At 61.6% G+C, this 13,362-nt stretch carries 16 protein-coding genes and 1 other annotated feature; of the genes, 10 read left to right on the forward strand and 6 right to left on the reverse strand.

The window, feature by feature from the left end:
• Positions 1-3: 3 nt before the first annotated feature.
• Positions 4-906 carry an ATP phosphoribosyltransferase gene (gene hisG / locus C7I36_RS01655; RefSeq protein ID WP_106452014.1) on the reverse strand — a complete coding sequence of 301 codons (903 nt, stop codon included), beginning with the start codon at positions 904-906 and terminating at the stop codon, positions 4-6.
• An 11-nt stretch (positions 907-917) separates the two neighbouring features.
• Between hisG and C7I36_RS17195 the strand changes: the two genes are divergently transcribed.
• The 6 genes from C7I36_RS17195 (at position 918) to rnd (ending at position 7,077) form a co-directional block, all read left to right on the forward strand.
• A complete protein-coding gene (locus C7I36_RS17195; RefSeq protein ID WP_146137293.1) occupies positions 918-1,202 on the forward strand; it encodes a hypothetical protein in 285 nt (94 codons plus the stop codon).
• Positions 944-1,068: a sequence feature (His leader region), on the reverse strand. (Overlaps the previous gene by 125 nt.)
• Positions 1,203-1,311: 109 nt before the next feature.
• Positions 1,312-3,231 carry a DNA repair helicase YoaA gene (gene yoaA / locus C7I36_RS01660; protein ID WP_106452015.1) on the forward strand — a complete coding sequence of 640 codons (1,920 nt, stop codon included), beginning with the start codon at positions 1,312-1,314 and terminating at the stop codon, positions 3,229-3,231.
• A gap of 6 nt (positions 3,232-3,237) precedes the next feature.
• Positions 3,238-3,921, forward strand: coding sequence for a tRNA (adenosine(37)-N6)-threonylcarbamoyltransferase complex dimerization subunit type 1 TsaB (gene tsaB / locus C7I36_RS01665; RefSeq protein ID WP_106452016.1), 684 nt, complete (start codon positions 3,238-3,240; stop codon positions 3,919-3,921).
• Between the two features lie 7 nt (positions 3,922-3,928).
• Positions 3,929-4,090, forward strand: a complete 162-nt coding sequence (locus C7I36_RS17365) for a hypothetical protein (protein ID WP_181256266.1) — start codon at positions 3,929-3,931, stop codon at positions 4,088-4,090.
• Between the two features lie 132 nt (positions 4,091-4,222).
• Positions 4,223-5,932 (forward strand): long-chain-fatty-acid--CoA ligase FadD, encoded by a 1,710-nt coding sequence (gene fadD, locus C7I36_RS01670; protein WP_146137294.1) that lies wholly within the window; start codon positions 4,223-4,225, stop codon positions 5,930-5,932.
• A 50-nt stretch (positions 5,933-5,982) separates the two neighbouring features.
• Positions 5,983-7,077, forward strand: a complete 1,095-nt coding sequence (gene rnd, locus C7I36_RS01675; protein ID WP_106452018.1) for a ribonuclease D — start codon at positions 5,983-5,985, stop codon at positions 7,075-7,077.
• A 53-nt stretch (positions 7,078-7,130) separates the two neighbouring features.
• Here rnd and minE read toward each other — a convergent pair whose 3' ends face one another.
• From minE to minC, 3 genes are read right to left on the reverse strand one after another with little or no spacing between them, the layout of a single operon-like run.
• On the reverse strand, positions 7,131-7,421 hold the full coding sequence (gene minE, locus C7I36_RS01680) for a cell division topological specificity factor MinE (RefSeq protein ID WP_106452019.1): 291 nt from the start codon (positions 7,419-7,421) through the stop codon (positions 7,131-7,133).
• 3 nt (positions 7,422-7,424) lie between these two features.
• The gene (gene minD, locus C7I36_RS01685; RefSeq protein WP_106452020.1) at positions 7,425-8,237 is read right to left on the reverse strand and encodes a septum site-determining protein MinD; all 813 of its coding nucleotides are present in this window, start codon (positions 8,235-8,237) and stop codon (positions 7,425-7,427) included.
• 25 nt (positions 8,238-8,262) lie between these two features.
• A complete protein-coding gene (gene minC / locus C7I36_RS01690; protein ID WP_106452021.1) occupies positions 8,263-8,934 on the reverse strand; it encodes a septum site-determining protein MinC in 672 nt (223 codons plus the stop codon).
• 105 nt (positions 8,935-9,039) lie between these two features.
• On the opposite strand from minC, the gene C7I36_RS01695 reads away from it, so the two are divergent.
• The 3 genes from C7I36_RS01695 to C7I36_RS01705 are packed head-to-tail and all read left to right on the forward strand — an operon-like array spanning position 9,040 to position 10,441.
• The gene (locus C7I36_RS01695) at positions 9,040-9,321 is read left to right on the forward strand and encodes a YcgL domain-containing protein (RefSeq protein WP_106452022.1); all 282 of its coding nucleotides are present in this window, start codon (positions 9,040-9,042) and stop codon (positions 9,319-9,321) included.
• 18 nt (positions 9,322-9,339) lie between these two features.
• The gene (locus C7I36_RS01700; protein ID WP_106452023.1) at positions 9,340-10,002 is read left to right on the forward strand and encodes a fumarylacetoacetate hydrolase family protein; all 663 of its coding nucleotides are present in this window, start codon (positions 9,340-9,342) and stop codon (positions 10,000-10,002) included.
• A gap of 4 nt (positions 10,003-10,006) precedes the next feature.
• Complete coding sequence (locus C7I36_RS01705; RefSeq protein WP_106452024.1) at positions 10,007-10,441, forward strand: YcgN family cysteine cluster protein; 435 nt, start codon at positions 10,007-10,009, stop codon at positions 10,439-10,441.
• A gap of 11 nt (positions 10,442-10,452) precedes the next feature.
• Here C7I36_RS01705 and dsbB read toward each other — a convergent pair whose 3' ends face one another.
• The gene (gene dsbB / locus C7I36_RS01710) at positions 10,453-10,959 is read right to left on the reverse strand and encodes a disulfide bond formation protein DsbB (protein WP_106452025.1); all 507 of its coding nucleotides are present in this window, start codon (positions 10,957-10,959) and stop codon (positions 10,453-10,455) included.
• Positions 10,960-11,084: 125 nt separating this feature from the next.
• Here dsbB and fadR point away from each other — a divergent pair, with 125 nt between their 5' ends.
• Entirely contained in the window at positions 11,085-11,798 is a 714-nt protein-coding gene (gene fadR, locus C7I36_RS01715) for a fatty acid metabolism transcriptional regulator FadR (protein WP_106452026.1), read from the forward strand.
• 52 nt (positions 11,799-11,850) lie between these two features.
• On the opposite strand, the gene C7I36_RS01720 is transcribed toward fadR, so the two are convergent.
• On the reverse strand, positions 11,851-13,362 hold the full coding sequence (locus C7I36_RS01720; protein ID WP_106452027.1) for a SpoVR family protein: 1,512 nt from the start codon (positions 13,360-13,362) through the stop codon (positions 11,851-11,853).

Consider the following 13,362-nt stretch of genomic DNA (forward strand, 5'->3'; position numbering starts at 1 on the left):
GGTTTACTCCATCATCTTCTCAATGGGCAGCACCAGAATGGATGACGCGCCCAGGCTCTTCAGGCCTTCCATGGTTTCCCAGAACATGTCTTCGCTGCTCACCATGTGAATGGCCACCTGATTGGTGTCGCCGGCCAGCTGCATGATGGTGGGGCGCTCGGCGCCGGGCAGCAGGTCAATCACGTCTTCCAGCTTGTCTTTGGGGGCGTGCAGCATGATGTATTTGCTTTCCCGCGCCTGTTGCAGGCCCTGAATGCGGGGCAGCAGTTTGTCGACGATTTGCTGCTTGCCGGCGGGCAGGGCGTTGCCGCTTTGAATGAGCACCGCCTTGGAGCGGAAAATCACGTCGGTTTCCACCAGGCCGTTGGCTTCCAGGGTGGCGCCGGTGGAGACCAGATCACAGATGGCGTCGGCCACGCCGGCGCGGGGTGCGACTTCCACCGAGCCGTTCAGCATCACGCTTTTGAACTTCACGCCCTGGTTGTCCATGTAGCGCTTCAGCAGCCAGGGGTAGGAGGTGGCGATGCGCTTTCCTTCCAGGCTTTGCGGGCCCTGGTAGTCGAAGTCGTCGGCCACCGCCAGCGACAGCCGGCAGCCGCCGAAGTCCAGGCGCTTGAGCACGCTGTAATCGGCGGCCTCGCCCTGGGCCTGGCGGTCCATCAGGGTTTCTTCCAGCACGTTTTCACCCACCACGCCCAGATCCACCACGCCGTCCATCACCAGGCCGGGAATGTCGTCGTCACGCACCAGCAGCAGATCGATGGGCATGTTCTCGGCGTGGGCGATCAGCCGCTGCTCGCGCAGGTTGAGCTTGACGCCGCAGCCCTTGAGCAGCTGCTGGCACTCGGTGCTGAGGCGGCCGGATTTTTGGATGGCGATGCGCAGGCGGTTTTTATCTAGCGTCATGGTACTGTTCCTTGTCTGTCAACGTAAAAGCGGTAAAAACGAAAAACCCCCGGAAGGGAAGCTTCCGAGGGTCTGGTATTTCTGTCCTGCTGGAAGCCGCCAAGCACAAGGTCTTCCAGAATAACTATCCTGAAAGACTAGTCGGGATGATGATGGTGCTTGGCGTTGCGCAGGATGTTCATAAAGGCGGTAAACCTGAATCTCTCAAATGGTCTGGGCTCACCTTAGCAAGCCGGCACGGCTTTGCCAACCCCAAAACAAAAGATTTTCAAGGCCGCCGCCGGTCGGGACGGTGATGCGTATAAATGTAAATTTTATGTATGCTTATGCGCTTGTTCAAGAGGCTGCCCCGGGCCGGCCGCTTTTTGGTACACTTCGGTTTTTCGCCACCGGATATTCCCGCCCGTGAACCAAGACGCCAGCCCTTCCCTTTTTTCCGAACAGGGCCCCCTGGCCCGGGCCATCGACGGCTTTCGTCCCCGCGCCGCCCAGGTCGAGATGGCGGCGGCGGTGGAGCTGGCCCTGCACGATCAGATCCCCCTGGTGGTGGAGGCCGGCACCGGCACCGGCAAGACCTATGCCTACCTGGCCCCGGTGCTGGCGGCGGGCAAGAAGGTGGTGGTCAGCACCGGCTCGCGCAACCTGCAGGAGCAGCTGTTTCACCGGGATTTGCCGACCCTGGCCAGGGCCATGGAATATCACCAGCCGGTTGCCCTGCTCAAGGGGCGGGCCAACTATCTCTGCCTGGAGCGGATGGCGTTGCTGGACGATGCCGTGCCCGGGCTTTCGCCCGAAGGCCTGGCCGATTTGCAAAAGGTCAGGCGTTTCGCGCCGATGACCACCAGCGGCGATGTGGGCGATATTCCCGGCCTGCCCGAGCGCAGCGAAATACTGCCGCTGGTGACCAGCACCAACGACAACTGCCTGGGGCGCGACTGCGGTCATTATCAGGACTGCCACCTGGTCAAGGCCCGTACCCGGGCGATGGAGGCCCAGGTGGTGGTGGTCAATCACCATTTGTTCTTTGCCGACATGGCGGTGCGCGACACCGGCTTTGGCCAGCTTATCCCCGACGCCGAGGCCTATATCCTGGACGAGGCCCACCAGTTGCCGGAGATTGCCGGCCAGTATTTCGGTCAAAGCCAGTCCAGCCGCCAGTTTATCGAGCTGGCGCGGGACCTGCGCCTGGCCCAGAAGGTAGAGGCCAGGGACATGGCCCAGCTGGGCAAGGCGGCGGATCAACTGGAGCGCAACAGCCTGGATTTGCGCCTGGCCTTCGGGCTGGGAGCGGGCCGGGGCCAGCTCAGGCCCGCCCTGGCCCGGCCGGAAGTGGGGCAGGCGCTGGCCCGGTTGAAGGACAGCCTGGGATTTTGCCATGAAGTGCTCAAGCTGTGCCTGGGGCGGGGCGAGCAGCTCGACCAGTGCTTCGAGCGGCTGATCGGCCTGCGTACCCAGCTGGAGTCGGTGACCCGGGTTGAGGAAAACGGCTATTCCTATTGGTATGACTGCAGCCGGCTGCATGTCGGCCTGCACAAAACGCCGCTGTCGGTGGCCGAGCGGTTCTCTGCCGAACTGGCCAGGGAGGGCGTGAGCTGGATTTTTACCTCCGCCACTTTGGCCGTGGGAGAGAGTTTTGCCCACTTTTGCGCCGATCTCGGGCTCGAGCGCTGCCGTACCTTGCAATTGGACAGCCCTTTTGATTACTCTCGCCAGTCCCGTTTGTGTGTGCCCCGTTACCTGCCCGAGACCAACGGGCCCGGCCGGGGCCGGGTGCTGGCGAACAGCCTGGTCAGTACCCTGGAGCGGGTGCCCGGCGGCAGTTTTTTCCTGTGCACCAGCTATCAGGTGATGAACGAAGTGGCCGAGGTGCTGCGCGCCCGGCTGGACCGGACCATACTGGTGCAGGGCGAAGACAACAAGGTGCGGCTGCTGGAGCAGTTTGGCCAGGACGGCCGCGCCGTGCTGGTGGCCACCGGCAGTTTCTGGGAAGGTATCGACGTGCGCGGCAATGCCCTGCAGTGTGTGGTGATCGACAAGCTGCCCTTCAGCGCGCCGGACGATCCCCTGCTCAGTGCGCGGCTGGAAGACTGCCTGCGCCGGGGCGAGGACGGTTTTGCCCGGGTCCAGTTGCCCAAGGCCATTATCACCCTCAAGCAGGGGGTGGGCCGTCTGATCCGTGATGTCGAGGACAGGGGCGTGCTGGTGATCACCGACAACCGTCTGGTCAACCGGGCCTACGGCGCCGACTTTATCCGCAGCCTGCCGGCCATGCCCCGTACCCGCAGCCTGGCCGGGCTGGCTGAATTTTTGTCAACCTTGGAGTAATACCCCATGACCCGAATCCTGGCCATCGACACCGCCACCGAAGCCTGCTCCGCGGCCCTGTGGCAGGATGGCGCCATCCTCGAACGCTATCAGGTCGCCCCCCGTGGCCATACGGACTTGATCCTGCCGATGGTCGAGGCGTTGCTGGCCGAAGCCGGCCTGGTGCTGGGCCAGCTCGATGCCCTGGCTTTCGGCCGGGGGCCGGGATCCTTCACCGGGGTGCGCATTACCCTGAGTGTTGCCCAGGGCCTGGCTTTCGGTACCGGCCTGCCCTTGTTGGGTGTCTCCAACCTGCAGGCCCTGGCCCAGGGCGCCCACCGCCATGACGGCTGCGAGCGGGCCCTGGCCGCCATCGACGCCCGCATGGGCGAGATCTACGTCGGCGGCTTTGCCCTGTGCGACGGGGTGATGGAAGCCGATACCGCCGAGCAGGTGCTGGCGCCGGAGACTTTTCTTACCGCGACCACAGGCCACTGGCAACAGGGCGTGGGCAGTGGCTTTGTTACCTATCCGGCCCTGGCCGGCCGGGTTGACGGCCTTTGCGAGGCCCAGCCCTATCCCCGGGCCGGCGACATGTTGCCCAAGGCTGTGCGTGACTGGCAGGCCGGCCTGGGTATCGACGCCGCCGAGGCCAGGCCGGTATACCTCAGGGACAAGGTGACCTGGCAGAAACTGCCGGGCCGGGAATAGGACCGTCGTGGGCAACCGGGAGCCGCCACCGGAGCAGGAGCCTGCCGACGAGGGCGCCAATACGTTGATTTATCCCCAAAGGCCCTACCACAGGGTGCTGTTCTACCAGCGCCGCCGCAAGCGCAGCATACAGCGGCGTATCCGGCACTGGCACCACCGCCGGCGCTGATGGGCGGCCTGGTCAGCGGTCACATTGTTGTTAAGATATTGTTGCCATTGACCCGCCGCGCGGTTAGATTGCGCTAGAGTTAAAACTTCAAACAAGTGTATGACCCTTGCCTTGCTCTTGCAGGAGACTGATATGGAACACACCCTGTCGGGTGCCGAGCCGGCGCCGCTGTCCGTCAAACCCTGGCTGAACCGCTACCCGCCGGACGTGCCCGCCGAGATAGATCCGGATCGGTTTTCGTCACTGGTGGCCATGTTCGAACAGAGTGTTGCGGACTTTGCCGGCCGGCCGGCCTACACCAACTTTGGCCGTACCCTGAGCTATGCCGAGCTGGATACCCTGTCCCGGGACTTTGCCGCTTACCTGCAACAGGGCCTGGGGCTGGCGCCCGGCGAACGCATCGCGCTGATGATGCCCAACCTGCTGCAATACCCGGTCTGCCTGTTCGGCGCCCTGCGGGCCGGCCTGGTGGTGGTTAACGTCAATCCCCTTTATACCGCGCGCGAGCTGGAGCACCAGCTCAAGGATTCGGGTGCCGAAACCATCGTCATTGTGGAGAATTTCGCCCACACCCTGGACAAGGCCATCCGCCAGACCCGAGTGCGGCACGTGATCCTGACCCGGATGGGCGATCACCTGGGCTGGTTCAAGGGAACCCTGCTGAACCTGGTGGTCCGGCACGTGAAAAACATGGTGCCCAGGCATCATCTGTCGTCCTGGATTGACTATCGCGAAGCCATGGCCAGGGGGCGCACCATGAGCTACCGCCGGCCCGAACTCAACGGCGACAGCCTGGCGTTTTTGCAATACACCGGCGGCACGACCGGCCTGTCCAAGGGCGCCATGCTCAGCCACCGCAACATGCTGGCCAACGTGGAGCAATGCCTGGGTGTTTATGGTCCTTGCCTGACCCCGGGGGAGGAAAAGGTGGTCACCGCGCTGCCGCTGTACCATGTGTTCGCCCTGACCGTGAACGGCTTGCTGTTCCTGCGGCTGGGCGCGCAAAACCTGCTGATCACCAACCCCAGGGACATCCCGGCCTTCGTCAAGGCGCTCAAGTCCTATCCCTTCACCTGCCTGACCGGGGTCAATACCCTGTTCAATGCCCTGGTGAACAACACCGATTTTCAGGGCAGCCATTTCTCCCGGCTCAAGCTCACCATAGGCGGCGGTATGTCGGTGCAGCGGGCGGTGGCCGAGCAATGGGAGGCCATTACCGGTTGCAAGCTGCTGGAGGGCTACGGCCTGACCGAGTGTTCGCCGCTGGTGACGGTGTGTCCCTATGACATGGAAGGCTACAGCGGCTCCATCGGCCTGCCGGTGTGTTCGACCGAGGTCCGCTTGGTGGACGATGAAGGCCGCGAAATCCGCCTGAGCCACACGCCGGGGGAAATGGAAGTGCGCGGTCCCCAGGTGATGCAGGGCTACTGGGGCCAGCAGGAGCGCGACGAGCGCAGTTTCCATGACGGCTGGCTGCGCACCGGCGACATTGCCACCATGGACGAACAGGGCTTTCTGAAGATAGTGGATCGCAAGAAGGACATGATACTGGTGTCCGGCTTCAACGTGTTTCCCAACGAAATCGAGGAAGTGGCCATGCTGCACAAGGCGGTGCTGGAGGCCGCGGCGGTGGGGGTGCCGAGTGGCGAAACCGGCGAAATGGTCAAGCTGGTGGTGGTCAAAAAGCCTGGCGGCGAGCTGGACGAGCGGGCGCTGATCCGCCACTGCCGGCAATATCTCACTGCCTATAAGGTTCCCAAGATGGTAGAATTTCGCGACGAACTGCCCAAAACCAACGTTGGCAAAATACTGCGCCGGGAGCTGAGAGATCAGGCTGCCTGAGCGTTGTCCCCGGCGGGCCGCCGCCGGGGTTGCCCCTAACCAGAGCCTTCATGAATTACATACAGATCACCGACAATCAGACCCTCGCCGGGTTCTGCACCACTGCGGCCACCCTGCTGGCGGTGGACACCGAATTTGTCCGCACCCGAACCTTTTACGCCAAGCCGGGCCTGTACCAGCTATATGATGGTCAGAAGACCGCGCTGATCGATCCCCTGGCGGTGACCGACCTGTCCCCTCTGTGGCGACTGCTGCACGACCCGGCACGGATTTGCCTGCTGCATGCGGGAGGGGAAGATCTCGAGCTGTTCCAGCACCAGAGCGGTGCCCTGCCGGCGCGGGTGCACGATACCCAGCTGGCGGCGGCCTTTCTCGGCATGGGAACCCAGCTCGGCTTTGCCCCTCTGGTGGAGCGAGTGCTCGGTGTCAGCCTCGACAAGGCCCACGCCCGCACCGACTGGCTGGCCCGCCCCCTCTCGGCGGAGCAGCTGCGTTATGCCGCCGATGACGTTATTTATCTTTACCCCCTTTACCAGCGCCTGTGGGCACAACTGGAGCAGCGTGGCCTGTGCTCCTGGTTTGAGCAGGAGTGCGAATGGGCGGTGCGCCGGCGCGGCATCAGCACCGAGCCGGCGCTGGCCTATCTGGATATCAAGAACGCCTGGTTGCTCGACTCGCGGGCTTTGGGCATATTGCAGGGCTTGTGCCAGTGGCGGCTGGAGGAAGCCCGGCGGCGGGATTTGGCGGTGAATTTCGTGGTCAAGGAAGCTCACCTGTTCGAGGTGGCCATGCAGGCTCCCGACAGCCTGGCCGAGCTTAACCGCCTGGGGCTGGATCCCATGGAGATCAAGCGTCATGGTGACACCCTGCTGGCGCTGGTGCGCCAGGCCCTGGCCCGTCCCGAGAGCTGGCCCCAGCCGGTGCGCCGGCTGGTGGATTATCCCGGCTACAAGGCGGAACTCAAGCGCATCAAGGCCATCGTTGAGCAGGCGGGGGCGGCGGCCGGAGTGCCGGCGGAGCTGATTGCCTCCAAACGGCTAATCCATCAGTACCTGAGCTGGAAATGGCGGCTGGAAGAGGATACCGAGGTGGTACCGGCCCTGCTGCAGGGCTGGCGGGGCGAGCTGTTGAGCACCCGGCTCTGACCATAAAGAAGGGAGGCGATGCCTCCCTTCTTTATGGTTCCATCCGCCCGGGTTCAGGGGGCGGCGGGTTTGGCCTTGTCCTTGTCATCGTGCTCGGGCAGCATGATGTTGAGCTCGAGCACCGACAGGTTGTCTCCCTTCTGGTCGAGCTGGACCGAGATCTGGTCCAGATCGATTTCCACGTATTTGCGGATCACCGCCAGGATGTCCTGTTGCATCTGCGGCAAATAATCCGGGGTATCCCGCTGGCTACGTTCGTGAGCAACGATGATCTGCAGACGCTCCTTGGCGAGCTTGGCGCTGTTCTGGTGTTTCTTGGAACGAAAATAGTCCAGTAGAGACATGAGTTAACTCCCAAAAAGTCGGCTGAAAAATCCCTTCTTTCCCTCCTCGAGGAAACGGAAATCGCGTTCTTCGCCCAGCAGGCGGGCCACGGTGTCGGCATAGGCCTGGCCGGCGTCCGAGTCTTCGTCGAGAATGACCGGCTCGCCGGCGTTGGAGGCTTTGAGGACGGCCTGGGATTCGGGGATCACCCCCAGTAGGGGAATGGCCAGTATCTCCTGTACGTCCTGCACGCTCAGCATGTCGCCGCGGTTGACCCGCTCGGGTGAGTAGCGGGTCAGCAGCAGGTGTTCACGGATCGGCTCTTCGCTCTGCTCTGCCCGGCGCGACTTGGAGGACAGGATACCGAGGATGCGATCGGAGTCGCGCACCGAGGACACTTCCGGGTTGGTGGTCACGATGGCCTCGTCGGCGAAATACAGCGCCATCAGGGCGCCGGTTTCGATGCCGGCGGGAGAGTCGCAGATAATGTACTCAAAGCCCATGGTGGCCAGATCGTTGAGTACCTTTTCCACGCCGTCCCGGGTGAGGGCATCCTTGTCCCGGGTCTGGGAGGCGGGCAGTATGTAGAGCTGCTCCACCCGCTTGTCGCGGATCAGGGCCTGGTTGAGGTTGGCGTCGCCATTGATGACGTTGACGAAGTCATAAACCACCCGGCGCTCGCAACCCATGATGAGATCCAGGTTGCGCAGGCCGATATCGAAATCGATCACCACCGTCTTGTGGCCGAGCTTGGCCAGTCCGGCGCTGATGGCTGCACTGGAGGTGGTTTTGCCCACGCCTCCCTTACCAGATGTGACGACGATAATTCGTGCCATGATGGGTTCCTAAAAAGTCGTGAAATTAGAGCCTGTCGAACTTTAACTGCTCGCCCGCCAGGGAAATACTGACCGCCTGCTCCCAATGGGGACCCTGCAGGCCGTCGCTGAGCTGGTAATGGCCGGCCACGGAAACCAGCTCGGCCATCAGCTGCTGGCAATAGATGCGGGCGCTGTCGTTGCCTTTGGCTCCGGCCACGGCACGGCCGCGCAACGGACCGTAAATATGAATGCTGTCATCGGCAATGACCTCGGCGCCATTGCCGACCGCGCCCAGTATCACCAGGGAGCCGTTGGGAGCATACACCTGCTGGCCCGAGCGTACCGGGCCACGGTGTACCTTGGTGCCGGGCTGGTTGAGCAGGGCGGGGGGAGGGGACTGGGCCGGGATCTTGCCCGAGGTCATGACCGCGAGGCCGGCGGCACGGACCGCGCGACGGGTGTCGTCATCCACTACGCCACTCACCCCCACCGGTACCAGATCCAGTTCCCGAATGGCGGCTGCCAGTGACGGAAAATCGGGCTGTTCCGCCAGTTTTTCAATATTGATGACCAAGGGCGCTGAGCGGAAAAAATCCGGCGCCTGGGCAATTTTTTCGGAAAGTTGCTGTTTTACCCGATCGACACGGGTATCGGTAATATGAACCACCGACAGGGTAAAACTACTGCCTTTTAATTCGATGCCACGCTCCGCCATAAGCGGCTTTCCCCCGAGGATCCAATCCTTTTTGTTATTGGTCGTGCTGATGTTATAGTTTGCCATCCCCACTGGCAATAAACCCGACGGATTATAGCAATTTCCATGTTGTGTGTAGTGTATAAAAGCCTCAAAAAGGCGGAGACCTATCTTTTCGTCGAGCGGCGCGACGACTTCTCTCGCGTTCCCGCCCCCCTGCTCGATACGTTCGGTACCCCGCAACTGGCGATGATCGTCAACCTGGCCAACCGCGACCGCCTGGCCCAGGCCGATATCGACAAGGTCCGCGATGCCTTGCGCAGCCAGGGTTACTACCTGCAACTGCCGCCCCCTCCGGAAAACCTGCTCAAGGCCCATCTGGCCGGGCAGGCCAGCACCCGGGACTGAGCCTCACAGGAGAAGGTCATGTATCAGCATCTGGATTTACAGGGACATCCCCTGCCGTTGGCGGCGGGCAAGGCGGTGTGCGTCGGGCGCAGTTACCGCGAGCATGCGGCCGAGTTGAACAATCCCGTGCCCGAGCAGCCGCTGCTGTTCATCAAGCCGGCCACCAGCCTGGTCGGGCTGGATGACCCCCTGGTTCTGCCCCAGGGCCTGGGGTCGGTGCATTATGAACTGGAGGTGGCGCTGCTGATAGGACGCCGCCTGTGTCACGCCGAGCCCGGTCATACCCTGGACGCCATTGCCGGCGTTGGGCTGGCGCTTGACCTGACCCTGCGCGAGGTGCAGGACAGGCTCAAGGCTCAGGGACATCCCTGGGAGCGGGCCAAGGCCTTCGACGGCAGTTGCCCGCTGACGCCCTTTGTGCAACCCGAACAGCTGGGTGATCTGCAGCGTCTGGATTTTTCCCTGAGCATCAATGAAGTACCGCGTCAGCAAGGCAACACCGCCCTGATGTTGTGGCCCATCAGCGAACTGCTGGCGCAAATGAGTCGTTGTTTTACCCTCAATCCCGGTGATGTGATCCTGACCGGCACGCCCAAGGGGGTCGGTGAGCTGAGTCCCGGCGATCGCCTGGCGCTATCGCTCGGCAGTCAGTACGGGTTTACGGCCCGGGTGGCGGGATAACCAGATGCAGGCGGATTTCTGGCAACGCAAACGGCTCGACGAGATGAGCGATGAGGAATGGGAAGCGCTGTGCGATGGTTGCGGCAAGTGCTGCCTGAACAAGCTGATCGATGAGGAAACCGAGGAACTGGTGCACACCAATGTCGCCTGCGAGCTGCTCAATACCCACAGCTGTGCCTGCAGCGATTATGCCAACCGGTTTTCCCGGGTGCCCGATTGCCTGAAGATCACCCGGGACAAACTACAGCAATATTATTGGCTGCCTTCCACCTGTGCCTACCGGCTGCTGGCCGAAGGCAAGTCGCTACCGTCCTGGCATCCACTGCGCACCGGCTCTAAAAGCGCCATGCACAAGGCCGGCCAGTCGGTGCGGGGCAAGGTCGTGCACGAGTCCCGGGCCGGGGACTGGGAAGATCACATCATCACCTGGGCCGGCTGACGCCGACCTTTTTATCTCCGTACGGCGGCCAGCAGCCGGGCCCCGAGAAAGAGAGCGGCAAGCAGGGCCAGGACGGCAAAAATCCCCATCAGCCACTGGGGCATGCTCAGGCCCAGCCAGGACCAGTCGATTTGCGAGCAATCGCCGCTGGGATAGAACAGGGCGGGCAGCCACACATCCAGCTGGAACCAGGCGGGAAACTCGGCGAAGGTCGAGCACTGGTTGAAAGGTGAGGGGTCGAGCTGGTAGCCCACATGCTCCCTTGCCAGCAGATAGCCCTCGATCGAGGCCGCCAGCCAGCCGAGCAGGGCCAGCGGGCCGGCCATCGAATGGGCCGGCGCCAGCCAACCGAGCAGGGCGGCGGCGATCACACCGACCAACGCCGCCCTTTGATAGACACACATTACGCAGGGGGCATAGCCCTGCACATACTGGAAAAAGAGCGCAATCAGCAAGAGTGCTGTGCTGCCGGCGGCCAGCAGGCCCCAGGCAAGACGGGTGCGGGAAAAGGCATTCAAGAACAAATCCTCGTCGGGTTAAAGCGGGCAGGGAGCCATGGGTTGCGCTTGTGAGGCACTGGTCCGCTCTGTTATTATCGTCGCCAGTTATGCCATCCTTAACATATTTGACACAGAGTGGTTGCATGGTCATCAAGGCACAAAGCCCTGCCGGTTTCGCGGAAGAATATATCATAGAGTCGATCTGGAACAGCCGCTTTCCGCCAGGTTCTATTCTGCCCGCCGAGCGCGAACTGTCCGAACTTATCGGCGTGACCCGCACCACTCTGCGTGAAGTGCTGCACCGCCTGGCCCGGGATGGCTGGCTGACCATACAGCATGGCAAACCGACCCGGGTCAATAATTTCTGGGAAACCTCGGGGCTCAATATTCTCGAAACCCTGGCCCGGCTAGACGAAGAAAAGGTTCCTGAGCTGATCGAACACCTGCTGTCGGCGCGCACTCATATCAGCAGTATCTTTATTCGGGGGGCGGTCAAGCAGTCGCCTGACAAGGTGCGTGAAGCGGTGGCGGGTCTGGCGGGGCTGGCTGACGAGGCGGACGCTTTCGCCGCTTTTGATTACCGGTTGCATCACCAGCTCGCCTTTGCCTCCGGCAACCCCATCTATGCCCTCATCCTCAATGGGTTTCGCGGACTCTATTGCCGTGTTGGGCGTTATTATTTCTCCCGTTCCGCCGCCCGTCATCTGGCTCGGGACTACTACCAGACCCTGGCCGAGCTGGCCGAACAGGGCCGGGTGGACGAGGTGGCCGAACGGGTACGTGAATACGGCAAGGCCTCCGGCCGGCTTTGGCATGAGATGCGGGAGTACATGCCCCAGACCCTGGTCCATAAATAAAACACAGCGCCTCCCCTGGGAGGCGTTGTGTTTTTGGCTTGCGCGGCGGCAATCAGGATTTTTCCGGGCAACGGGCCACTATGCTGGCGCTGCCGTCGGCTTCCTCCTGCTCAAGAATAACGTCAAACCCCCATAACCGGTGAATATGTTTGATCACCTCGTGGCGGGAATCCGCCAGCGGGATGCGGTTGTGGGGCACATGGCGCAGGGTAAGGGAGCGATCGCCTTTGACTTCCACGTTGTACACCTGAATGTTGGGCTCGAGATTGGACAGGTTGTACTGGTTGGACAGGGTCTGGCGCAGTTGCCGGTAGCCGACCTCGTCGTGGATGGCGGAAATCTCCAGGTAGTTGCGGGTATCGTCGTCGGCCACCGCAAACAGGTGAAAGTCGCGCATGACCTTGGGTGAAAGAAACTGGCTGATAAAACTCTCGTCCTTGAAGTTCTCCATGGCAAAGTGCAGCGTCTTCAGCCAGTCGGAGCCGGCGATATCGGGGAACCAGGCCTTGTCTTCCTCGGTGGGGTGTTCACAGATCCGGCGTAAGTCCTGGAACATGGCAAACCCCAGGGCATAGGGGTTGATACCCGAATAATAGCGGCTGTTGTAGGCCGGCTGGTAGATGACGTTGGTATGGCTGTGCAATATCTCCATCATAAACCGATCGCTGACCAGGCCGTCGTCGTACATATGCTGGCAGATGGTGTAATGCCAGAAGGTCGCCCAGCCCTCGTTCATCACCTGGGTCTGTTTCTGGGGATAGAAGTACTGGCTTATCTTGCGTACGATGCGCACGATTTCCCGTTGCCAGGGTTCGAGCAAGGGAGCATGTTTTTCAATGAAATACAGTATGTTTTCTTCCGGCTCGCTGGGGTAGCGCAGCTTTTTTGCCTGTTTGGTGTCGTCCATGCGCGGTAAAGTCCGCCACAGCTCGTTGACCTGGGTTTGCAGGTAGGCCTCGCGCGCCTTCTGCCGCCGCCGCTCTTCGGCCAGGGAAAGCTTTTGTGGCCGCTTGTAACGGTCCACTCCGTAGTTCATCAGGGCATGACAGCTGTCGAGGATGGCCTCGACCTCGGCAATGCCGTATTTTTCCTCGCATTCGTTGATGTAGTGTTTGGCGAACAGCAGATAGTCGATGATCGACTCGGCGTCGGTCCAGGTTTTGAACAGGTAGTTGTTCTTGAAAAAGGAGTTGTGGCCGTAGCAGGCATGGGCCATTACCAGGGCCTGCATTGGCATGGTGTTTTCTTCCATCAGGTAGGCGATGCAGGGGTTGGAGTTGATAACGATTTCATAGGCCAGCCCCATTTGGCCGCGCTTGTAGGTCTGTTCGGTCTGGATGAATTTCTTGCCGTAAGACCAGTGGTGGTAACCGATGGGCATGCCGATACTGGAATAGGCGTCCATCATCTGTTCGCCGGTGATGATTTCTATCTGGTTGGGATAGGTATTGAGCCCGTAGCCGGCGGCGATGCGGGCGATTTCCCTGTGGTATTGTTCGAGCAGCTCGAAGGTCCAGTCAGGACCGTCACTGAGCGGCCGGGTTTTTGCTATCGCGTCTGCCAT

Origin of the sequence: Zobellella taiwanensis, assembly GCF_003012795.1 — a bacterium.
GTDB classification, from domain to species: domain Bacteria; phylum Pseudomonadota; class Gammaproteobacteria; order Enterobacterales; family Aeromonadaceae; genus Oceanimonas; species Oceanimonas taiwanensis.